Here is a 22210-nt window from a genome sequence, read left to right on the forward strand (position 1 = left end):
TGCGATGGAGCGCTGCGCAACAATGCCACGGTGTGACGGCCGGACGATGGAGCGGCGCGGCACGCGTCCGGGAGGTGCGCGGCGTGTTTCCAAACATAAAAGTCTTTGCAAACTTCCGGTCAACGGGGTAATTAAGCTCTTATAGCGGGGGATGTCGTGAATGCAGGCGGCCAAACCATCTCGACGAACAAGCAAGCGAGCAGTAGCTTGCTTGGTCGATACCGCCTGATTGCAAAATTAGGCCGCGGTGGAATGGCGGATGTGTTCCTCGCCGTCTCCCGCGGGCCTGGGTCGTTCAACAAGCTTGTTGTTGTGAAGTGTCTCCGCGTCGGGATGGCGGAGGACCCGCGCTACGTCCTGATGTTCCTGGACGAGGCCAAGCTCTCGGCCCGGCTCAACCACCCGAACGTCGTTCAGACCTACGAGATCGGGGGCGAGAGCGGCGGGTACTTCATCGTGATGGAGTACCTCGAGGGGCAGCCGCTCAAGGACATCGTGAGGGCGGTGGTCAGCGGCTGTCCCGGCGCCGCGAGCTTCACGCGCGCGGCGTGGGTCAGGGTCATCGCCGAGGCGCTGCGCGGGCTGCACTACGCGCATGAGCTCACGGATTTCGACGGCGACCTGATCGGCGTCGTGCACCGCGACGTCTCGCCGCACAACATCTTCGTCACGTACGACGGCGCGGTAAAGATCGTCGATTTCGGCGTTGCGAAGGCGTCCCTGAACGCGGCGCACACCGAGAATGGAACGTTCAAGGGCAAGATGGCGTACGCCGCGCCCGAGCAGGCGATGGCGAGCGCGGATGTCGACCGGCGGGCCGATATCTTCGCGATCGGCATCGTGCTCTGGGAGCTCCTGGCGATGCGGCGGCTGTTCGACGGCGATCATGTCGCCGTCATGCACCAGCTGCTCTCGCGGGACATCCCCCGGCTCTCCACCGTCGTGCCGGACATCGACCCGGAGCTCGAAGAGATCGTGGCGCGGGCGCTCCAGCGGGACCCGGCGCGACGATTCGCCACCGCGCAGGAGATGGGCGACGCGCTGGAGAGCTACCTGCGGGCCTCTGGCGAGGACATCCGGACGGAGCAGCTCGGCGCGCACGTGCTCGAGATGTTCGCGGAGAGCAGGGCGCTCGTGCGCCAGCAGGTCACCACGCAGTTCGAGTACCTGAGCTCGCTGGACGTCACGGGCGACATCCAGCGCACCTCGATGCTCGGTGAGTTCCCGCGCGCCTCGATGGTCATGGGGATGAACCGCTCCATGTGGCCCTCCGCGACCGCGGCGGGGCTGCCTGTCCTCAGCGATCACAGCAGCCCCGTGAACTACCAGCACGAGCCTGCGGCCGTCGATCCCGACAGCCTGGGCGCGACGGTGGGGCGCGTCTCGTCCTGGCGGCAGCGCGGCTATCTCGCCTCCGCGCTCGGCGTGGCGGCGTTGCTGGCCGCCGGCGCCGGCGCGATGCTCCTCGAGAGGCAGGTGGGGCCGGTGGAGACTGCCTCGTCAGACCGGCCTATCGTCGATTCCAGGGCCGAGCAGGTGGTCGAACCGAACGTGGCGAAGGCCAAGGTCACGATCCGGAGCGAGCCTGCGGACGCGAACGTGAGCTGGAACGGGAGCATGCTCGGCAAGACGCCGCTCAGCGTCGAGCTGCCGCGGGGAATGCAGGTCGTCGTGGTGTCCAGGTCCGGCTGGTTCGACGAATCGATCTTTCTGCAGCTCTCTGCGTCGGACGTCATCGAGCGCACCGTCACCCTCCGGCGTCAGGAGGTCACGGTGATGCCCAAGCGAGACTCCGAGCCCCGTTAGAGCGGCGGTCACCCGCTTCGGATACGGGCCCACCTCGACGTTTTCGGTGCTCAGCGCACTGGAGTGCGCTTCCGCGCCGAAAACGCCGATCTGGGCCCGTCTCCTGTGCGGGTGACCGCCGCTCTGCGCGGCATGTACAGATGCGGAGGACCGTCGCTCTGGCTGGCTGCGGCCGAGTCCCGCGTTGTCTCTTACGGACGGCGCGAGCGGCTCCGAGCCCAGGGAGAGCGCGCTAGCCGGGGGGCCGATACGCCCCCCGGAGGGGGTGGCCGGATTTGAACAGGAAGGCGGGAAGGCGGGAATAAAAGATCAATGAACTTCCTGCCTTCATGTGAATCACTCCGGGGCAATTAGGCCACCACCCCCGGAGGGCCCGGACGGGCGAGCTCCGCGGAGGGTTACTCCTGCTCGATGAGGCCGCAGCCGATGCGGCCGCCGGCGTCCGGGTCTGCCGCGGCGTGCACGACGATCGCGTACTTCGTCACGTCGGTGTCCGCGCCGTCGCCGACGGTCCAGACGTCGGTCCCGCGCTTGACCATCTGCGTGCCCAGGCCACTCGCATCGCACGTGAAGCCGCCGAGTCCTTCGCCGTTGGGCACCCAGTGGGCGCCCGCATCATCACCGTTGCTGCCGCAGCTCTTGTTCTCGTGGATGTGAGCGGAGTGCTCGCCAGCAGGGCAGCCCGACAGCGTGATGGTGAGCGTCACCTCCTCTCCGGTCTGCGTGAAGGCCGCGGTCCCGGTCAGGTCGCTCGAGTTCAACCCCTGGATCTCCGCCTCGGCCCGCAGGGACGCGCCGCCGCCGTTCCCGCCGTCGCCGCCGCCGCTCCCCGACGCGGAAGTGCTCGTCGAGGCGTCGCCGCCACCCGCGCCGGTCGTGGACGACGTGCTGCTGGTACCAGCGGACGACTCGCCGTCATCCCCGCACGCGGTCAAGAGAGCGCCAGCGCCAAGGGCGAGCAACGAGAGCTTCAACCACCGTGACATAAGTCTCCTTTTCTCGGCGCGACCCGAGCGGGCAGGCAGTTGCCCCCGGACGCGACCAAGCCATCGAGGGCACGAGTATGTCCTAACATGGCGAGCGTCCAAGCAGCTCCGCCATAAAAATCGCGCATGGATCGCCCGTCCGGTGACGAAATTGCGTCGATCATAGAAAGATGTGGCCCGGCCGCCCTGCTTCGGCGCTCCGGCGCGCGGTGGGCTATCCAGTCCTGAGCGCCCGCGTGGACGAGACCGCCCTGGCAGCGAGACGATCCACTTCTCGACCAAGCCAAGCGAGAAAACCCTGGTTCCAGGGAGGGCCCTCTGGCCAGCTTGCATGGATGCGATCGGCGAGCTCGAGATCCCAGCTCCCGTAGAGGTCCACGAGAGCGTCATGGGCCCTGCGGCCGGCCAGCGCTTCAGGGGCCCCGCGAAGCTCGCCCCCGTGCGCGAAGGCGTCGTCGCAGACATAGTAATTGCACGTCGCCGCGCGCCGCTGCGGCGGGATGGTGCAGCCCTCGGGACCGTGGAAAGCGCACCTCTTCGGCAGCGGGTGGCCGTCGCTGCCCTGGGGCTCGACGCGCAGGATGAGCAGGCCGCGCCGGCCGGGGCGCAGGGTGCCTGCGGTCATCTGATCGAGCAGCCAGCCTGCGCCGCCGAGCGACACGATCCTCCCGATGTCCGACCACTCGACCCCCGGCGGGCTGGCGCAGCAGCCGGTCGGCCCCTGCGGGCAGGCGCCGCACAAGGTCGAGTGCAACCGCGTATGCGCACCTGCGAGCTCCAGCCGGATCATCCAGCGCTCGAGGATAACGGCGCATCCCGCTTCGTCCAGCGCGCCGGCGCGCTCAGCGGAGGACCGGGATCACCACACCCCGCTGAGCGTCATGCCGCTGGCCGACGCGGTGATCTCGGCGTGCGGGTGTGTGAAGAGCGCAAACCCGAGCGTGCCGGCGGCCAGCACGCCGCCCGTGATGAAGCTGGCGGCGCCGAGCTCGCGCGCCGTGAACATGGTGTTCTCGTACCGGGCGGCCCGCTTGCACTCCGGCGCGATGAGGCGAAGGCAGTTGTTGCCGCCGACGCTGCGCGCGGTCTCGTTCCGGCTCATCTCCGCGTCGTGCGCCACGACCATCAGCCCGCCGCCGAGCGCCAGGAAGAGCGTCGAGGCCGCGACGCCCCCGAGGATGAGGCCGGTCCGCAGCCCGGAAGCCGGCGGCGAGCTCGCGAGCGCAGGGCCCCTCGTCGGCGTGGGCCTGAGCGCCGGAGCCGTCACATCGAGCCGTACGTCGCGGATCTCCCCGCGGCGGACATCGACGTCGACCCGGACGGCGGCGCCGCTCAGCGTTGCCACCACGGCGTGGCGCCCCGGGTTGACGGGGATCGTCTTGTCGCGCTCGACCGAGACCTGCTCGCCGTCGATGGTGCAGGTAGCCCCGGCAGGGAGGACGATGCGGAGCTCGCCGACGAGCTGGCGCGCGCGCGCCAGGTCGAAGATCCGCGACTCGTAGAGGTCGCGCTCCCCCGGCGTGCTCGGCGGCCGCATGATCTCCTTGCAGAGCGACAGCCAGCGCACGGCAGCGGGCGCGTCGCCGATCCGGTAGGCGAGCGCCCCGATATTGCAGGCGGCGACCTGCGAGCGCTCCAGTTTCCAGATCGCCTCCCAGAGCTCCCGCGACTCGGCGAAACGACCCTCCGCCTGCGCGGCGTTCGCCTGCGCACGCAAACGGGTCACCGCATCATTATTTGAGGGCTCGGCGTGAACATTGGATGAGAAAATCAGAAGAGCGGCGGCAATGCGCAGTCCCAAGCCGAGTTGCGACATCGTGCTCACTGGGTAGGACCTCCTGGCCCGAGGTTCAGGTCAACCGCGCTCCTGGGGCTGTCCGTCGGCCGCGCAGGCTGGCAGCCTAGCAGAGACAGCCGCCGCACGACTCGACTCTTCGCCTGTCGAGCGGGCCAATCGCTCCACACCAAAGCACCTTCCCCTGTCGAGCCCCGATGCGAGCGCCGCCGGATGCGTCTCGCGGCGTGACGCGGGCGGGCTCGGGCACCGAGCAGCCCACCACGCGCCTCCGTCAGGTCTCCGCGGGCGCTGTACACGTCGGGCGCGCGCTCGGCAGGGCGCGCCCGATGCGTTCTGACCGGCTGAACGGAGAGGAAGAGGGAGGGGGGAGGAGGGGGAGGCAGGCGGTGAATTACGCCTTGGGCGTAATCAACTGCTCCAGCCCGCGCAGCGGGATGTCCAGCCAGTCGGGTCGATTGTTGAGCTCGTAGCCGACCTCGTAGATGCACTTTTCGAGCATGTAGAAGTCGAGCAGGAGCACCGTGTCGGCGTCGCTCGCGGGCACGAACGGAGCCCAGTCGTCGGTCCGCGCCTCTGCCGTGGCCTGGGCGCGCGCGATCGTCTCCAGGTAGCCCGCGAGGTAGCTCGCGGAGACCCAGGCCACCCAGGCGTCGGTCCACGGCTTGAGCACGGCGACGTCCTCCGGCCGGATGCGGTTGTCCCGGAGCGCCGAGGCGCCGGCGTAGTCGAACGAGCGCAGCATCCCCGACACGTCCCGGAGCGGGCACCGCTTGTAACGGCGCTCGCTGAGCGGCCGCGCCGGCTCGCCCTCGAAATCGATCAGGATGAAGTCGTCGCCCGTCGAGAGCACCTGGCCGAGGTGAAAATCTCCATGCGAGCGGATGCGGGTGACGTTGAACTTCCGCGACAGGACCTGCTGGAGCTTCGCGTTGATCTCGGCCTCGCGCGCGAGCAGCGCCGCCGCGTGCTCGCGCACGTTCTCGGGGAGCGCGCGCTCGCGCTTCCGGATCAGGGTGAAGGTGCGCGAGAGCATGCCGTGCGCCGACTGGAACAGCGACTGCTGGTGCAGCGTCGTGAACGGCTGCTGCCCGAACGCAGGATCCTTGCTCTCCTTCCCGAGCGTGAGGTGAAGCTGCGCGGTGCGCTCGCCGAGCAGCCGCATCCGCACGAGATCGGTGCCCATCAGCTGGTTCACCACGGGGGGAGGCGTCGCGCGCGACGCGTCGACGAGCGTGCCGGCCGGCATGGGCGGCGCGCTCCCCTTCACCGACTCCTCGTCGGCGAGCACCCGCTCGAAGAAGCGGTTCAGCGACTCGAGCGTGGTCTTCCACGCGTCGCTCTGGCTCTGCACGAACTCCTGCAGCATCGCCACCGTGGTCGTCTCGCGACCGCGGCCCTGGTACTCGATCGCCCCGGCGAGCCGCGCCGTCGCGGGGAACTGCTGGTCCGTCAGGAACCTGCCGATCTCGAGCTCCGGGTTGATGCCCTCCTCGACCTGCCGGAAGATCTTGAGGAGCAGCTTGTCGCCGTAAATGATGGTCGTGTTGCTCTGCTCGCTCTCGGCGATGCGCGCCGTGAGCTCTCCCTCCGCGCCGAGCGCCTCGAGCGTCGTCCCGAGCGGCAGGGCATGGAGCTCGCCGGCGGCGCCCGTGGCGACGCCCCGCGCCCGGATCGCGGCGAGGATCAGCGCGGCGAACTCCGGGGTGGTCAGCGCGTCGTACAGGACGCCCTCGGGCGACGCCGCGCTCTCCGGGTCCGGATCGCGCACCGTGACGTCCGCGATCACCGCGTGGCGCGTGCGCGTCGCGAGCGCCCGCGCGTGATCGCCCGTGGCGAAGCCGATCGGCACGACGTACGTCTCCGGCGAGCCGTCCGTGTACTCGATGCGCACCAGCAGGAGGTAGTGCTCCGCCACCGTCTGCTCGTTGCGCACGATCGGGACGACGTCCGCGAGCGTCGTGGCGCGCCGGGTGCGCGCCTTGCCGCGGAACCAGCGACGTGCCGCGATGAACTTCCCGAGCGCCGGCTCGAGCGCCCTGCGCCCGTCGGGGGAGAGCAGCGCCCGCCACGAGCCCTTCGTCGAGATCGCGGGCGCCGCCTGGCTCTCGCCCGCGGCGGCCACCGGCGTCGCGGGCTCCAGCGCGAACCAGAAGAAGTCATGCGGCCCGAGCGAAAGCGAGTAGCCGCGGCTCGTGACCTCCGGGAAGCGACTCCTGCCGAACAGCTCGACAGGCACCATGCCCTCGAAGCGCGCGAGATCGAGCTCGACGTACTGCGCGTACCGCGACAGGTTCGCCACGATGAGCAGCCGCTCGTCCCCGTGCGCGCGGATGAACGCGAGCACCTTGCTGTTGTCCGGGTGCAGGAACTCGATCGTGCCGCGGCCAAGCACCTTGTGCTGCTTGCGCAGGGTCATGAGCCGCTTCATCCACCAGAGGAGCGAGGCGGGGTTCTGCTGCTGCGCCTCGACGTTGATCGCCTCGTAGTGGTACTCGGGGTCGATGATGATCGGCAGGTAGAGCTTCTGCGGGTTCGCCCGGGAGAAGCCGGCGTTCCGATCCGCGCTCCACTGCATCGGTGTGCGCACGCCGTCGCGGTCGCCGAGATAGATGTTGTCGCCCATCCCGATCTCGTCGCCGTAATAGAGGACGGGCGTCCCCGGCAGCGAGAAGAGCAACCCGTTCATCAGCTCGATCCTGCGCCGCGTCTTCATGAGCGGGGCGAGCCGCCTCCGGATGCCCAGGTTGATCCGCGCCGTGTGCTCCTGCGCGTAGACGCGGTACATGTAGTCCCGGTCCTCGTCGGTCACCATCTCGAGCGTCAGCTCGTCGTGGTTCCGGAGGAACGTCGCCCACTGGCAGGTCTCGTGGACCACGGGCGTCTGCTTCAGGATGTTGACGATCGGGAAGCTGTCCTCGAGCTCCACCGCCATGAACATCCTGGGCATCAGCGGGAAGTGGAAGTTCATGTGGCACTCGTCGCCGTCGCCGAAGTACGCCGCGGCGTCGGCGGGCCATTGGTTGGCCTCGGCGAGGAGCATGCGATCGGAGAAGTTCGCGTCGATGTGGCGCCGGACCTTCCGCAGGAACTCGTGCGTCTCCGGCAGGTTCTCGCAGTTCGTCCCCTCGCGCTCGTAGAGGTACGGCACGGCGTCGAGCCGCAGCCCGTCGACGCCCATCTCCAGCCAGAAGTCGATCACCTTGAACACGGCGGCGTGCACGTCCGGGTTCTCGAAGTTGAGGTCGGGCTGGTGGGAATAGAAGCGGTGCCAGTAATAGGCGTTGGCCACCGGATCCCACGCCCAGTTCGACGTCTCGAAGTCCTTGAAGATGATCCGGGCGTCCTTGTAGAGGTGGGGCGTGTCGCTCCACACGTAGAAGTCGCGCCAGCGCGAGCCCTTGGGCGAGGTCCGCGCCCGCTGGAACCACTCATGCTCGTTCGATGTGTGGTTCAGGACGAGCTCGGTGATGACGCGGATGTCGCGGCGGTGCGCCTCGCGCAGGAGGCGGGCGAAGTCGCGCCGGGTCCCATAAGACGGGTTGATGCTGGCGTAGTCCGCGATGTCGTATCCGCCGTCGCGAAGCGGCGAGGGGTAAAAAGGCAGGAGCCAGATCGCGGTGACGCCGAGGTCTTGAAGGTAGTCGAGCTTGTCGACGAGCCCCTCGAAGTCGCCGATGCCGTCGGCGTTCGAGTCGCTGAACGCGCGGACATGGACCTCGTAGATGATCGCGTCCTTGTACCAGAGGGCGCTGCCTTCGGCGGGAGGGGGCTTCTGATCCTGGCTCATAGCTGCTCCGACGGATGCGCGTTATCCGCGCGACGATGCCGGGCGCTCAGGACACAGCGGTGCGGGCCTGATGCGGCGTGAGCACGCCGCCCGGGCCAGAGGAGGCCAGGAGGCAAGGCACGCTGCGGAGGTCCACCACTGGGCGCGCACTGCCGTCCCACGCAGGTGACGCGAATCACGTGTATAGTTTAACTACTTGGAATTGCAAGACCGCGCAGGCCCGACCTCGGATAGCACGCCACGCGCGGGGCGCAAAGCGGCGCGGCGACAGCGAACGCGTCGCGCAGCGCTGCGCGGCGCGTTTGCTGTCGAGATCGCTGCTTCGCGAGCTCGACCCACACGTCGAACCGCAGCCGGTGTAAGAAGCGCCGGCACCTCGTCCTGTGATCGGGCGAGCTCATGCCCATCGAAGGAGCATTCTCATGATGCGTGTCTTCCAGGTACTCCCGCTCTCCCTCGCAGCGCTCGGAGCGCTCGCGTGCTCGTCGACCCCTGAGCCGACGATCGACCCGAGCAACCCCTGCCCGCCGGGTCAGTGGTGCGCCTCGGCGGTGCCGACCACGACCGCGACGGCGGTGCCCACGACCACCTCGGTCGCGCCCGCGGGCCCCGCCGCCACGCCGATCCCGCCGGTCGCCGCGGTGGCCGCGACGCCGATCCTGCAGGGGATGGGAACGACGGAGGCCCCGGGCATGAAGGCGGACGGCGGGCCGTTCGCGGGGCAGTTCCAGGAGGGCCAGACGCTCGAGCAGGACATCAACATCTCGGCCGGCAAGTGCTACACGGTCGTCGGCATCGGCATCGGCGTCCAGGAGCTCGACATCCAGCTCGTGTCGCAGCCGGCGCCCGCGCTCCCGCCCGTCGTCCTCGCGCAAGACAGCACCACCGGCGCCGCGGCGACGCTCGGCGGCAAGGCCTCGGGCTGCTGGAAGAACCCGCTGCCGGTCGGCGGACCGGGCAAGGTGATCCTCAAGGCGACGAAGGGCGCCGGGCTCGCGGCCGCGCAGGTCTTCTCCAAGTAAAGTAACGCCGCCGCGCGCGGGCAGGGAGGGCGAGTCGGCGGAGCGCGGCGGCGAGGGCGCCGCTCGGCTCTTCTATTCCCGCCGCCTGCGTGCTCCCCTAAATGCAGGCGGACGCGGCCGCGCGCCGCGCGCGACGCCATGAGCGAGACCGTATTTCTCGGCCCCGATGCCAGCAGGACCTGCGCGAGGTCGCGCTGGGACTGGCTGGCGCCGCGGCTCCCCCCGGACCTCGAGCAGGAGGCGGTGCGGCGCGTCGCGTGGATGTCGCTCTGCACGCTCCTCGTGGGCGCCTTCGGCTTCATCGTGTCCGAGCTCATCCCGGGCCTCGAGCTCGGCCCTCACCTGATCCGCTTCGCGGTCTACCTGCCGTTCATGCTCGTCTCGGCGGCGCTCTTCGTGGTCGCGCGGCGTCGGCTGCTCTCGCCGTCGTGGATCGTCGATCTCTCGTTCGCCTACAAGATCCTGGGCGCCGCCTCGATCGCGGTCGTCACCAACGCGCAGCCGTGGCCGGAGGGGCCGATGCTGCCGGGCTGGTCGCCGGTGGCCATCTGGGTGCTGATGTTCCCCATCATCGTCCCGGCCCCGAGCGTGCGCACGCTGCTCACGTCGACGATGGCGATCCTCACCGAGCCGGCGTGCCTCTGGGTGCTCGTCCGGTCGGACTTCATGGAAATGCCCTCGCGCGAGGCGATGTTCCGCCGCTTCTTCCCGAGCGTCATCGCGCTGGCGCTCTCCGTGTTCGTGTCGCGCGTGGTCTTCGGGCTGGGGCGCAAGCTCGACGCGGCGCGGGAGCTCGGCAGTTACCGCCTCGTCGAGCGGCTCGGCGGCGGCGGCATGGGCGAGGTGTGGCGGGCGAAGCACCGGATGCTCGCGCGCCCCGCGGCCGTGAAGCTGATCCGCCCGGAGGCGTTCCAGGGCGAGGCGGCGAGCAACGGCAACGCGAAGGCGCGGTTCGAGCGCGAGGCGCAGGCGACCGCGGCGCTCCGGTCACCGCACACGATCGGCATCTTCGACTTCGGCGTCGCCCACGACGGGTCCTTCTACTACGTGATGGAGCTGCTCGATGGCATGGACCTCGACACCCTCGTCAAGCTGGACGGTCCGCAGCCGCCCGCGCGGGTGGTCCACCTGCTCCGGCAGGCCTGCCATTCGCTCCACGAGGCGCACAAGGCCTTCCTTGTGCACCGCGACATCAAGCCCGCCAACCTCTTCCTGTGCCGCTACGGCGCGGAGCTCGATTTCTTGAAGGTGCTCGACTTCGGGCTGGTGGCCGAGCGCAGGAAGGACGCGGCCCCCTCCACGCTGACCGCGGACAACGCGATCACCGGGACGCCTGCCTTCATGGCCCCGGAGGTGGTGCTCGGCGATCGCCCGGTCGACGGCCGGACCGACATCTACGCGCTCGGGTGCGTCGCCTACTGGCTGCTCACGGGCGCCCTCGTGTTCGAGGCCGAGACCGCGATGAAGACGGTGCTGCTCCACGCGACGGAGGTGCCCGTCGCGCCGTCGAAGCGCGCGGCGCGCCCGATCCCGCCGGCGCTCGATCGCCTCGTGCTCGACTGCCTCGAGAAGGATCCGGCGAGGCGGCCGCAGTCGGCGCGCGAGCTGTCCGAGCGGCTCGCCGCGCTCCGCATGGACGCCGAGTGGACCGAGCGCCACGCGGGGGCGTGGTGGGAGTCTGTCGCGCCGCCGTCGCTGGCGGGCCGGGCGGCCAAGGCGGCCGTCGACGCCTTCGGCTGAGCCCCGCGGGCATCGGGCCGAGGTCCTCAGCGGATGTTGAAGTCGACGGTCATCAGCTGGCCGCCGCGCTCGATCGCGACGGACAGGTGGTCCGCGGTCCGGAGCCGCGCGTAGGCCTCGAGCGCCTTCTGCGGATCGGTGATGTCGAAGCCGTTGATCGACCTCAGCGAGTCTCCGCTCTCCAGCCCGAGCGACTCGAGCAGCGAGCCCCGCTTGATCCTGAGCTTCAGCCCGACGACCCGGCCCCCTTGCCTCTCCGGGATCACCCGGGCGGAGCGCATGAGGAGCGCCTGCTGATCGAGGATCTGGTCGACCGCCGCCCGGTCGACGTGGATCTCCGTGGCGCTCACCCGCCGGATGCGGGCGGCGATCTCCGGCGGGATCGAGCTCATGCCGTCCTCGCTCCCGACCGGCCTCGCCTGAGGCCGCGGCGGCGGCTGCGGTTCCGGCGCCTTCTCGCGCGCGGTCTTCCCGAGCTGCAGCTGGCAGCGCGCGCCGCCCGCGGCGATCCAGACGCGGTCCCAGGCGATGCGCGCGAGCGTGCCGCCCGGCGCGTCGCCGCCGAGCCGCCGGAGCTGCGTCCGCCCGTCGGGGTCCTCGATCGCCGCGAACGACCACGCGTCGTCCTGCGAGGCCGCGATGAGCACCACGCGTCCGGCATCGCAGAGCGGATCGCTCCACGGATCGCCGCCCGCCTCGGGCGTGCGCTCCTCGGGATCGCCGCCCGGCGGCCGGAGGAGCGGCCCCGTCGTCGAGTCGAACGGGTTGCGCTGCAGGATCGGGTCGGCGTTCGTCGCGTGGAGATCGTCGCGCTGCGCGCGGCTTTCGACCTGCGGCAGGGAAGCCACCCTGGAGGCTCTGTCCGGGATGATCGTCCTCCCGAGCAGGTGCGAGACCCCCGCTGCCTGAAAATAGGCTGCGGACGCGATCAGCGTGCCCGCGATCCACGGGAAGTGATGCTTCACAGCCGCATCCAGGTCCACGGATCCTGCTCTTTCTGGGCTCGCGCGCGCCGCCGCCGGGGCGAGCGCCGCGCGCACGCAGGTGTGGAGGCGACCGTGCACGATGCCGCCACCGGCGCCCCCTCTCGGAGCGCAGAGCACCGCGCGTGCCGGCATGCCGCGACACGGCAGCGCGCGCGATCACCGGCCAGAGTGCGCCTTGACCCGAACGGATCAGCGCGCTCCGGCGAGCGCCGCGCCGGCGTTCATCGAGAGAGCGTGTAGGGAGGGAGGTCTGGGACGGCGTCAGCCCGCGAGCGGATCGCTCAGGGCTTCTTCTCTGGCGCGCTGGCGGCGGCCGCGGGCTCGCCGCGGCCGCGGCGGTGAACCCAGGCGGCGAGGACCTTCCGGTCGTTCGCGGAGATCTTCTCCTCGAACGCCGGCATGTGGCCCTCCAGATCCTTCGCCATCGCCGCCGGCGGGTAGGCCTTGCCGCTGCCGGGGTTCGTGATCTGCGCCTCGATCCATGCGACCGAGGCCCAGCCGCGGAGCTCGGGCGCGGCCGACTCCTCGTCGTCGGTCTTGCCGTCGAGCCGGTGGCAGCTCGTGCACCGCTGCCGGACCAGCGTCTCTCCCTGCGTCCCGGCGCTCGGCTCCCCGCGCGCCTGCGCCTCCAGGAACGCCGCGATCGTCTCCTGGTCGGCCGCGCTCATCGGCGTGAACATCTTCGCCGCCTCGGGATCCGCGGGCGGCTTGACCATCGACGGCATCATCTCCTTGAACGCCGTCTTGCCGAAGAGGTGGTCGGCGTCGGGGTTCCTCAGCACCTCGAGCGCCCAGGCCTTCGTCCCGAACCCGGTGAGGTCCGGCGCCGTCTGCTTGTCCTTGGGCGGGCCGAGATCGTTCAGCCGGTGGCAGCTCGCGCACTCCTTCTTGTAGAGGTCCTCGCCGCGGATCTCGGGATCGTTCCGGAGCATCGCGAGCGCGCCTTCGGGCGGGACGCCCTGCTTGAACAGCGCCATCGCGCGCGCGGTCCGCTGGGCGTTCTGCGCCTGCGAGCGCTGGAAGCCCTCGTCCTTCGCGTCGGACGCGTACGACTTCGCCAGGAAGCCCACGGCCCCGAGGCCGATCAGGAACAGCGGCGCGAGCGCCAGCAGCCGCGCGCGGAGCGGACCGGGCTTCCTGTCGATGAACGGGAGCAGGGCGAGGTACAGCCCGATCACCCCCGGCAGGCCGACCGTCGCGATGAGCTCCAGCGAGCCGGGGAAGAACTTGCGCAGCTCGAAGAGCGGGCGGAAGTACCACGCCGGGCGGGCGTTGTAGTCGCTGACCGGGTCCGCGGGCGCCTCGAGGGGGGCGCCGTGCTCGATGGCCGCGAGATCGAAGAGGACGACGAGCACGACCGCGCCGGCCAGGAGGATCATGCCGAGCTGCTTCGGGTAGAACCGGTCCGCCTTCGTGAGGTTGGCGCCGTGGGGCGCGCTGAAGCCGTGCTTGCGGAACAGCGCGAAGCTCGCGGCGAGCAGCAAGGCCGTGACCGCCGGCAGCACGAAGACGTGCAGGGTGTAGAGCCGCGTCAGCGTCATGTGGCCGAGCGAGCTGCCGCCGACGACGAGCTCCTGCGTGAGCGGCCCGACGACGGGGACCGCGCCCATGATGCCCGTCTCGACGCGCGTCCCCCAGTAGCCGTCCTGGTCCCACGGGAGCGGGTTGCCCGTGAAGGCGAAGCCGAGGATCACCCCGAGCAGGCCGAGCTTCAGGAACCAGCCGACCTCGCGCGGGGCGCGGTACGCCCCGTGGATCGCGATCTGCGCCACGTGGACCGCGATCAGGATGACGAGCGCCTGCGCTCCGAAGTAGTGGAGGCCCCGGATGAGCCACCCGGCGCGCAGGGTGAAGTTGATGTGCGCGACGCTCGCCCACGCCGTGGTCGCGCTCGGCGCGTAGGCCGACATGAGCAGCGCGCCCGTGACGGCCTCGACGAGCAGCAGCAGCGCGAGCGCGCCTCCCCAGACGTAGCCGATGCGCGCGCCGCCGGGGATGGGCTCGTCAAGCAGGCGACGGAGCGGCTCGCGGTACCCGATGCGCTCGTTCAGCCAGTCGCCGAGACTCATCCTGCGATCTCCTCGAGCGCGGCGGTCCCGTCACGGTAGCGCCGGTAGTCCACCTCGACCCAGCCGTCCACGACGCGCGTCGCGAGCGGATCCATCGGGCGCGGGGACGGTCCCGTCTCCGGCGCCCCCGACAGGGCGAAGCGCGACGAGTGGCACGGGCAGTTGAAGGTCTTCTTGTCGCCGTTGAGCTCGATCCCGCAGCCGAGATGGGGGCACGTGGCGCTCATCGCGCGGATCTTCTCGCCCTCCCGGATGACCCAGATCGCGCCGAGCATCTGGTCCTTCGCGACCGTGAAGGCGTCGCGCTCCTCGCCGATCACCTTGAGGCGCCGCGGCTCGTCCGGCGGGAGATCCGCGAGGCGCCCGACCCGGACCCAGCGCTCGCGCCCGCCCGCCGAGCCGGCGTTGCCAGCGGCGGGACCGGCGATGAAGCTCGCTGCCGGCACGGCGATCGCGCCGGCGTAGGCCAGGCCGCCGAGCGCCACCAGCGCCTTCAGGGCGCCGCGCCGCTCCTCGGGGGGCGGACCTCCGAAGGGCGCGCCTGCGCTCGCGGGCACCCCGTGGGCCCCAGGCTCGTGCGGCAATCCATATCCCGGGTACCCCGCGGCACCAGGTTCCTTTTGCGTCGGCTCTGCCATCTCGTAGGCTCTCCCTCGCTCGCGCCGCTCTCCGGAGGCCCACCCAGACTCGGAGCGGGCCTCCGGCGGCCGAAGCGGACGGCAGCATATCGAAAACACAGGCGTAACGTTGAATCCTCGCCATCGCGCCCACCGAGGCGATCGCATCGCCGCCGGCTCAACCGAAAGTTCTCTTTCAGGTGTTCAGGTCCCGCTGGCTCGGTTCGTCGCCGCAGCGCTCACGACGTGCGCGGCGCTCGGAGCTTCCGCCTGTGCCGCTTCGCGTCAACCGCCGGCGTGCACGCGTCCCGATCTCAGCGGGTGCGCCATCGAGGAGGTCTCCTTCGACGGTGACGAGGTGATCAGCGGCGACGAGCTCGCCGAGCGGATCGCGACGGCCGAGAGCTCGCATCTGCTCGGCGGCGCGCTCGAGCCCGTGCCGATCCTGAGCATCTGGGACGCGCTCACGGTCGAGTACGAGCGGTTCGATCGGTTCGTCCTCGAGCGGGACATGGCCCGCATCGAGCGGTACTACCGGGCGCGCGGGTTCTACAACGCGCGGGCGCGCGCGGCGCGGGTGCAGCGCACCGGCGGCCCCGGCAAGGAGGGGCGCGTGCGGGTGCGCATCGTCGTCTCCGAGGGACAGCCGGTGACGATCGCGTCGGTGGACCTCCAGTGGCGGGACTGGACCCTGGAGAAGGGCAAGGACATCGCCCGGCCGGTGACCGAGGCGAAGGGCCGGCTCCGGGTCGGCGAGCGCCTGGACGAGGAAGAGTACGAGGAGCTGAAGAAGACGCTGCTCCGGGTCCTCACGGATCGCGGCTTTGCCTACGCGACCGTCGAGGGGCACGTCGACGTCGACCTCGTGAAGAACGAGGCGCGGGTCCGCTACACGATCGAGCTCGGCCCCGAGAGCACGTTCGGCAAGGTCAAGCTGGAGGGGCTCGGCGAGCTGCCGGAGGCGCCCGTCAGGACGGCGATCGGCATCGAGGAGGGCGAGCGTTTCTCTACCGCGGCTCTGGCGGACGCGGAGCAGGCGCTGGCCGATTTCGGCGTGTTCGGCGCCGTTGCCGTGAAGCCCGAGCTCGCGCCCCCCGGGCAGCCGAGGAACCCGGTCGTCCCCGTGACGTTCTCCGTGGAGCCGGCCGCGCTGCGCGCCGTGAAGCTCGGCGGCGGCGCCGAGGTCGGCTCGCGCGTCGAGGCGCACCTCGTCGCCGGGTGGGAGGATCGCAACTTCCTCGGCGGCTTGCGCCGCTTCAACATCGAGGCCCGGCCGGGGCTGGTCTTCTATCCGGTGGAGTTCGCGAACCTCTTCGGCAAGGAGCTCGGGGACACGTTCCGCCTCCTGCCCGAGATCCAGCTGCGGTCCGAGCTCCGCCAGCCGGGGGCGTTCGAGCGGCGCACGGCCGCGGTGCTGCGCGGCTCGTTCAAGCTCTACTGCCCGCAGACCGGGGAGTTCTGCACCAAGCCTGATGAGAAAGCCGACACGGACGAGGGCGAGCCAGGAAGTCCCTCAAACCCTCCTCAGGAGCCCTCGGACCACGCGATCGTCGGCTACCGCGAGTACGTCGGTTCCATCGGCCTCGAGCGGCCCTTTCTCAAATCGGACCTGAACGCGGCCCTCCTCTACAACGTTCAGCTGAACAGCCCGTTCACCTACAACCCGGCACCGTTGCCCCCGGGTTTCGGGACCCTCTTCATTCCTTACCTCCAGGCGCTCGTGTCCTATGACCGCCGTCTGAACCGGGCGGGGAAGCCCGACCGGCTCACCCCCCATCACGGCTACTACGTCGCGCTGGACACGCAGCTGGCCGGCTATCTCGGGTTCGACACCGCGCTGGCGAGGGCCGTGGTGGGCGAGCAGGACGAGAGCAACAAGCGGTTTCACTCCGCGCGCGACATCCGCTTCCAGCCCGAGTTTCGCGCCTACCTCCCCGTCTCGAGGCGATGGACCCTCGGCTTCCGCCTGATGACCGGGTGGCTGTTCACGGGCGACTACGGCGACGCCTCCCTGGAGCCAGCCGCGTGCGACGCCCTCGGGGGCGAAGCCAGGAATTCGTGCCAGAGAGCGGTGGGGGCCGACCTGCAGCTGATGCAGTTCCGCGGGTTCTTCAGCGGCGGCGCGACAAGCAACCGCGGATATGGGTACAACGAGGTCGGCCCGCACGCCCGCGTGCCGAGCCTGACAGCCGATGAGAATGCGAACGCCGAGGACGCCCCCCTGGTCCCCATCGGGGGCAGGCTGCTCTGGGAGGCGAGCCTCGAGCTCCGGATACCGCTCGGCGAGAGCTTCGGTACCGTGATCTTCGCCGACGCGAGCGACGTCACCCGGGAGCACCGGCTGTTCCGCCCGGACGCGCAGCGCCTGCACCTCTCGGCGGGCATCGGGCTGCGCTACACGACGCCCGTCGGCCCGCTGCGGTTCGACGTCGGCTACCGCGTCCCCTGCATGCAGGTGCTCGGCGTCTGCCATGAAACCCAGGCAGATGGCTGGCCCGACGACGAGAGGCGTCCGGGCAAGCTGTTCGATGTGCTGCCCGTCGCCGTGAACCTGGCTATCGGCGAGGCGTTCTGATGTCCAGGGTTGCGCCCGGCGGGCGGCGGGCGGCCCGCATCTGACGGCGGGCCGCGGGAGGCGGGCTCAGCCCTCTTCTTCCTCGACGTTCCAGGCGGACAGCGCGGTCATCCCGATGGCGACGGCGCAGCCGCCGCACAGGGCGGGCTCCTCGATCCGGAGCTCATCGCCGCGCGACCACACGTAGAGGCCGCGCCCGGCGGGCTCTCCCTCGATGGCCGCGTCGCACACGTCGCAGCGGAGCTCGGCAGCGCCCGAGGCTGCTTGACGCGCGCGCAGCGCGCTGTCGGCGATCGCGTCGACCGAGATGCAGATCGGATGAGTCAATGTCCCCGTGAGCCGGTACTCCGCGTTTGCGGTACCCTCCGGCGTAGGGCGGGGGTCCAGGTTCGCGGTCCCCTTCAGAGCGCCTTCAATCACATCCACCTCCGGCGGCACGGCCGAATCTAGCTCAGGCCGAGACGGGACGCACGAGAAGGCTGCGCCTGATCCTCGTCAGGCGTGCTCCAGGGCGCAAATGTAGGCAGATACGCGGAACCGTACGCCGCGGAGCCCCGCGGCGCGGCGGCTCCGCGTGCGCTCACAACGGAAATGGAGGGATCAGGCGCTGGCGGACGCGGCCGTCTCGGAGCCGGCGGCGTCCTGGGAGGCGGCGTGGCTGCCGGCCGAGCGGTCGAGGGCGCAGCTCTCCTCGAGCAGCTCGACAACGTCGAGCTGGCGGATCGACTCCTCCTTGGACTGATCCTTGAGGCCGTCGGTGATCATCGTCTGGCAGAACGGGCAGGCGGTCGCGATCGTCTTCGCCTCGGTCTGGAGCAGCTGCAGCGTCCGCTTGACGTTCATGCGGTCCTTGTTCTGCTCCTCCATCCACATCTGCGCGCCGCCGGCGCCGCAGCAGAGCCCCTTCTGCCGGTTCCACCCCTCGGCCTCGACGAGCTGCAGGCCGGGGATGCGCTTCAGGATGTCGCGCGGCTGCTCGTACACGTCGTTGTAGCGGCCGAGGTAGCAGGAGTCGTGGAAGACCACCTTCCCCTCGACCGGCTTCCTCGGGACGAGCTTCTTCTCGGCGACCAGGCCGAGCAAGAAGTCCGTGTGGTGCACGACCTCGAACTTCGCGCCGAAGTCCGGGTACTCGTTGGCGAGCGTGTTGAAGCAGTGGGGGCAGGTCGTGACGATCTTCCGGATGCCGCCCTGCTCCTTGTAGCCGTTCAGGGTCGCGGCGTTCTGCTCGGCCAGCATCGCGAAGAGGTACTCGTTGCCCGCGCGGCGCGCCGGATCGCCGGTGCAGGTCTCCTCCTGGCCGAGGATCGCGAAGTCGACGCCGGCCGCCTTCAGGAGCCTGGCGGTCGCGCGCGCGATCTTCTTCGCGCGGTCGTCGTAGCTCGCCGCGCAGCCGACCCAGTAAAGCACGGGCGCCTGCGGCTTCTCGGCCAGGGTCGGGATCTCGAGCCCCTCGGCCCAGTTGCCGCGATCGATGCGCGCGAGGTTCCACGGGTTGCCGTTGACCTCCATCGCGTTGAACGGATTCCCGAGCTCGGCCGGGAACTCGCCCTTCACGAGGACCAGGTGGCGGCGCATGGAGACGATCTTGTCGACGTAGCTGATCATCACCGGGCACTGCTCCTCGCAGGCCCGGCACGTCGTGCAGGCCCAGAGCACGTCCGGGTGGACGACGTTCGCCACGAGGTCGACCGGCTTGTACCCCGCCTCCGGGACCGGGACCGGGTTCTCCGGCGCCGCCTGCTCCGCGTGCCCGGCGCCTTCCTGCGCCTCCGCTCCCTGGCCTTCCTGCGCCGCTGCGCCGTCGCCGGCTTGCCCGTTCGCCTGGGTCGCGTGGCCGTCGCCGGCGAGGCCCCTCGGACCGCCCGGCCGGTTGATGAACTCGCTCTCCCGGCCGTACAGGTGGTCGCGCAGGTCGAGCGTGAGCTGCTTGGGGCTCAGGATCTTGCCCGTCTTGTGGGCCGGGCAGTTGTCGCTGCAGCGGCCGCACTCGGTGCACGTGTAGAAGTCGAGGATCGCCTTCCAGGTGAAGTCCTCGATGCGTCCGATGCCGACCGGCGCGGCCTTCTCGGGCTCCTCGGCGGCCTTCATGACCATCTCGCCGATCGCCTCGGCGTTGCCCGCGACGAGCGGCAGCCGGCCGCGCGGGTCGAGGGCGCGCGTGAAGACGTTCGGGATCGCCGTGATGATGTGGAAGTGCTTCGAGTGCGGGAGCAGGTTCAGGAACACGAGCACCAGCGTGACGTGTGTCCAGAACCCGATGTGCGCGAGGACGACGAGGGTCCCCGGGCTGGCGCCGCCCAGGAGCACGGCGAACAGCGAGCCCGCCGGGGCGGGGAACAGGTGCCAGCGGAGCGCCGCCGGGTCCGCGGGGACGCCCGCGAACGGGGCGGTCACGGTGGCGATGCGCTCGCAGAGCGTCGCGTCGTCGGGGCCGCACGCCGCCGTGGACCCGCGGTGGTGCAGCGCCAGCGCGGCGCCGTCATAGAGCATGTCGGCCACCATCATCGTGACGATGATGCCGAGGATGAGGAGCCCCTCGCCGGACAGGGTCATGCGCCGCTCGCGCTTGATCGCCCGGTAGTAGATGAACACGAGCGCGCCGGCGACGACCAGCGCGGCCATGACGTCCTTCACGAACTCGTAGATGCCGCCGAGCGGCACCGCGCCGATGCCCGGCAGCCTCACCGGCTCATGCCCCAGGATCCAGAGGTCGAACGCCGGATCGAAGCCGCGCCCCCACAGCATCACCGTGCGGAGCAGGAGAACCAGGAATCCAACGAAGATGAGCTTATGCGCCAGCCCGGCGAGCGGGTAGTAACCCATCTTCCGCTGGCGGAAGGCGTACTCCCAGGTGCCTTTGAGGCGCTCGGCGAGTCGGTCGAGCCGATCTTCCCCGCGCCCGACCTTGAGGAGCTGCCAACGCCGGTTGGCGCTCCACGCAAAGGCCGCGAAGAGGCCGACGAGCAATGTGAGCATCCAAATGGGATTCATTCGCGGGACGTCTCCGGGTGTAAAATGGCCACATCTTTTAAGGTGGGGGGATGGTGGACGTCAACCGCGCGGCGGCGGCGAAGCGCTGTCGCCGGATCCCTTTCCTGCAAGGGCGGATACGCCGGTGCGCGATCGCATCGCGGGTCACGTCGCGCTTTGGTCGGGACGCGCGGCGGTGCGCCTCGCGCGCCTCGTCAGCGGCTCAGAGCGTGAACTCGACGCTCTTCTCCTCGCTCGCGGCGGAGGGAGACAGGTCGAGCGCCATGCTGTACGAGCGCTGGCCGACCCGCGCGCTCAGGCGGACGCGGATGGGCGCCGTCGCGTCGTTCAGCTTGTCGAGCCGCACGACGACGCGGTAGCGGCCCCGGGCCGGCTCGCCCTCGGTGAGGAAGACGTTCTCCACGTTCTGCTCCTGGCACTCGCCGCTCACGCGCGGGCAGTCGCGGTCCTTCATCAGGCCGCTCGCCGTCGGCTCCCCGACGCGGGCGAGCTCTCCCGACGGGTCGTAGACGTTGAGATCGACGTCGGCGTCGGCCTCTTCCCAGGCGATCGTGAACTGGAGGATCCCGGTGTGGAGCCCGCACCCCTCGTCGATCACGCCGTTGCAGTTGTTGTCGCGGGCGTCGAAGCAGAGCTCGACCCCCGTCGGCGTGCAGGCGATCTCGAGCCCGACGCCCTCGGGGACCCGGAGGTCCTTCGGCTCGAGGGGCGGCCTGGGCGGGGGCGGCGGCACCTCGATGCAGCCGGCGAGGGGCAGGGCGACGAGCGCCGCGCGCAGCGCGCCGCCGAGCGCCGCGCGCGCGACGGCGAGGCGCGCGAGGAGGCCGCGGGGTGCTGGCGGGCGCGGGACGGCGCCGCGGGCGCGGCGCTCGCGCCGCGGGGGACCGGGGCTTCGCATGGGGTGCTGCATGCTACCCGCCTTCCGGCTCCTTCGGGGCGCCGGCGCCGCGCTCTTCCCGCGCGGGCGCCGCGGGCGGCGTCCGCGCCTTGGGGCCGCGCGGCTTCGGGGGAGGGGACGGCGCTCCTCCGAGCGGCAGGGGCAGGTGCATGCCCCGCGCGGCGAGGATCTCCGCCGCGTGGGCGACGGTGAGCACCAGCGCGCGGGCGTAAAGCCTGATCTGGGTTGGCTCGGGCAGATCGCCCGGCCGGCCGTACGTCGCGTGCTCGAGCAGGATCGCCGCGGTGACGCTCACGTTGAGGCTCTCCGCGAAGCCCCGCATCGGGACGCGCACGGCGCGGGCGCAGGCGGCGGCCAAGTCGGGGCGGATCCCGTCGCGCTCGTTGCCGAGCACCAGCGCGAGGCGGGGGATGCCCGCGAGATCGCGCGGGGTCAGCTCGCCGTCCGGGTGCGTCGCGACGAGCTCGTGCCCCGAGGCGCGGAGCGTGGCGATCGCGGCCTCGGTGGTCGCGTGCGTGCGCACGTCGACCCAGCGCTCGGAGCCGCGCGAGACGGTGTTCGAGACGAGGAACGGCTCGGCCCGCTCGATGATGTGCAGCCGCTGCAAGCCGAACGCGTCGCACGAGCGGAGCACGGCGGCCCCGTTGTGCGGGTCGTGCGGCGCGTCCATGGTCACGGTGACCGCGTCGAGGCGCGACGCGATCACCCCGCGCAGCCGAGCCCTGCGCTCGTCCGTGACGAACTCCTCCAGGATGCGGGCGACGGCGGCGATATCGAGGGCATCGAGCGCGGCGAGCAGCCTTCGCTGCTCCTGCGCGACGAACGAGCAATTGGGGGTCGAGCGGCGCATGGACGGTTCGGGGCGCCTCTATAGCGCGGCGCGCGCCCGGAGGCTGCGGCGCAGCGCGGCCTTTGGGACCGCCTCCCGCCGC

15 protein-coding genes are annotated in these 22210 nt (G+C 70.6%); 4 read left to right on the plus strand and 11 right to left on the minus strand.

Going from position 1 to position 22210, the window contains the following annotated elements; all coding sequences use genetic code 11:
• Positions 1-156 precede the first annotated feature (156 nt).
• Positions 157-1806 carry a serine/threonine protein kinase gene (locus tag WMF36_RS02160; protein ID WP_437577897.1) on the plus strand — a complete coding sequence of 550 codons (1650 nt, stop codon included), beginning with the start codon at positions 157-159 and terminating at the stop codon, positions 1804-1806.
• A 398-nt stretch (positions 1807-2204) separates the two neighbouring features.
• Here the strand turns inward: WMF36_RS02160 and WMF36_RS02165 are convergent, their stop codons facing one another.
• The 4 genes from WMF36_RS02165 to treS all read right to left on the minus strand — a co-directional run bounded on the left by WMF36_RS02165 (position 2205) and on the right by treS (position 8377).
• Positions 2205-2792, minus strand: coding sequence for a superoxide dismutase family protein (locus WMF36_RS02165; protein ID WP_437577898.1), 588 nt, complete (start codon positions 2790-2792; stop codon positions 2205-2207).
• A 214-nt stretch (positions 2793-3006) separates the two neighbouring features.
• Positions 3007-3546 (minus strand): hypothetical protein, encoded by a 540-nt coding sequence (locus tag WMF36_RS02170; protein WP_437577899.1) that lies wholly within the window; start codon positions 3544-3546, stop codon positions 3007-3009.
• 105 nt (positions 3547-3651) lie between these two features.
• On the minus strand, positions 3652-4518 hold the full coding sequence (locus tag WMF36_RS02175) for a hypothetical protein (protein WP_437577900.1): 867 nt from the start codon (positions 4516-4518) through the stop codon (positions 3652-3654).
• A 463-nt stretch (positions 4519-4981) separates the two neighbouring features.
• Positions 4982-8377, minus strand: a complete 3396-nt coding sequence (gene treS, locus WMF36_RS02180) for a maltose alpha-D-glucosyltransferase (protein WP_437577902.1) — start codon at positions 8375-8377, stop codon at positions 4982-4984.
• Positions 8378-8799: 422 nt separating this feature from the next.
• Between treS and WMF36_RS02185 the strand changes: the two genes are divergently transcribed.
• Positions 8800-9399, plus strand: coding sequence for a hypothetical protein (locus WMF36_RS02185; protein WP_437577903.1), 600 nt, complete (start codon positions 8800-8802; stop codon positions 9397-9399).
• Between the two features lie 138 nt (positions 9400-9537).
• Positions 9538-11139, plus strand: a complete 1602-nt coding sequence (locus tag WMF36_RS02190) for a serine/threonine-protein kinase (protein WP_437577904.1) — start codon at positions 9538-9540, stop codon at positions 11137-11139.
• 26 nt (positions 11140-11165) lie between these two features.
• On the opposite strand, the gene gspC is transcribed toward WMF36_RS02190, so the two are convergent.
• The 3 genes from gspC to WMF36_RS02205 all read right to left on the minus strand — a co-directional run bounded on the left by gspC (position 11166) and on the right by WMF36_RS02205 (position 14778).
• Complete coding sequence (gspC, locus tag WMF36_RS02195; protein ID WP_437577905.1) at positions 11166-12122, minus strand: type II secretion system protein GspC; 957 nt, start codon at positions 12120-12122, stop codon at positions 11166-11168.
• A 284-nt stretch (positions 12123-12406) separates the two neighbouring features.
• Positions 12407-14194, minus strand: coding sequence for a cytochrome b N-terminal domain-containing protein (locus tag WMF36_RS02200; protein ID WP_437577906.1), 1788 nt, complete (start codon positions 14192-14194; stop codon positions 12407-12409).
• Positions 14191-14778 carry a ubiquinol-cytochrome c reductase iron-sulfur subunit gene (locus WMF36_RS02205; protein WP_437577907.1) on the minus strand — a complete coding sequence of 196 codons (588 nt, stop codon included), beginning with the start codon at positions 14776-14778 and terminating at the stop codon, positions 14191-14193. The genes WMF36_RS02200 and WMF36_RS02205 overlap by 4 nt, the downstream gene beginning before the upstream one ends.
• A gap of 247 nt (positions 14779-15025) precedes the next feature.
• Here WMF36_RS02205 and WMF36_RS02210 point away from each other — a divergent pair, with 247 nt between their 5' ends.
• Positions 15026-17386 carry an autotransporter assembly complex protein TamA gene (locus WMF36_RS02210; protein WP_437581841.1) on the plus strand — a complete coding sequence of 787 codons (2361 nt, stop codon included), beginning with the start codon at positions 15026-15028 and terminating at the stop codon, positions 17384-17386.
• A 66-nt stretch (positions 17387-17452) separates the two neighbouring features.
• Here the strand turns inward: WMF36_RS02210 and WMF36_RS02215 are convergent, their stop codons facing one another.
• The 4 genes from WMF36_RS02215 to WMF36_RS02230 form a co-directional block, all read right to left on the minus strand.
• Positions 17453-17713 (minus strand): hypothetical protein, encoded by a 261-nt coding sequence (locus tag WMF36_RS02215; protein ID WP_437577908.1) that lies wholly within the window; start codon positions 17711-17713, stop codon positions 17453-17455.
• A gap of 273 nt (positions 17714-17986) precedes the next feature.
• Entirely contained in the window at positions 17987-20365 is a 2379-nt protein-coding gene (locus tag WMF36_RS02220) for a (Fe-S)-binding protein (RefSeq protein WP_437577909.1), read from the minus strand.
• A gap of 217 nt (positions 20366-20582) precedes the next feature.
• The gene (locus tag WMF36_RS02225; RefSeq protein WP_437577910.1) at positions 20583-21278 is read right to left on the minus strand and encodes a hypothetical protein; all 696 of its coding nucleotides are present in this window, start codon (positions 21276-21278) and stop codon (positions 20583-20585) included.
• A gap of 13 nt (positions 21279-21291) precedes the next feature.
• Entirely contained in the window at positions 21292-22128 is an 837-nt protein-coding gene (locus tag WMF36_RS02230; RefSeq protein WP_437577911.1) for a TrmH family RNA methyltransferase, read from the minus strand.
• Between the last annotated feature and the right edge of the window lie 82 nt (positions 22129-22210).

This window comes from Sorangium sp. So ce887 (genome assembly GCF_051521455.1).
Classification (GTDB): domain Bacteria; phylum Myxococcota_A; class Polyangia; order Polyangiales; family Polyangiaceae; genus Sorangium.

What these genes read in the sequence shown, in the direction of transcription:
- WMF36_RS02185 (WP_437577903.1), top strand. Translation starts at nt 8,800, where the DNA reads ATGATGCGTGTCTTCCAGGTACTCCCGCTCTCCCTCGCAGCGCTCGGA.
- WMF36_RS02200 (WP_437577906.1), bottom strand. Translation starts at nt 14,194, where the DNA reads ATGAGTCTCGGCGACTGGCTGAACGAGCGCATCGGGTACCGCGAGCCG.
- WMF36_RS02230 (WP_437577911.1), bottom strand. Translation starts at nt 22,128, where the DNA reads ATGCGCCGCTCGACCCCCAATTGCTCGTTCGTCGCGCAGGAGCAGCGA.
- WMF36_RS02165 (WP_437577898.1), bottom strand. Translation starts at nt 2,792, where the DNA reads ATGTCACGGTGGTTGAAGCTCTCGTTGCTCGCCCTTGGCGCTGGCGCT.
- treS (WP_437577902.1), bottom strand. Translation starts at nt 8,377, where the DNA reads ATGAGCCAGGATCAGAAGCCCCCTCCCGCCGAAGGCAGCGCCCTCTGG.
- WMF36_RS02225 (WP_437577910.1), bottom strand. Translation starts at nt 21,278, where the DNA reads ATGCGAAGCCCCGGTCCCCCGCGGCGCGAGCGCCGCGCCCGCGGCGCC.
- WMF36_RS02220 (WP_437577909.1), bottom strand. Translation starts at nt 20,365, where the DNA reads ATGCTCACATTGCTCGTCGGCCTCTTCGCGGCCTTTGCGTGGAGCGCC.
- WMF36_RS02190 (WP_437577904.1), top strand. Translation starts at nt 9,538, where the DNA reads ATGAGCGAGACCGTATTTCTCGGCCCCGATGCCAGCAGGACCTGCGCG.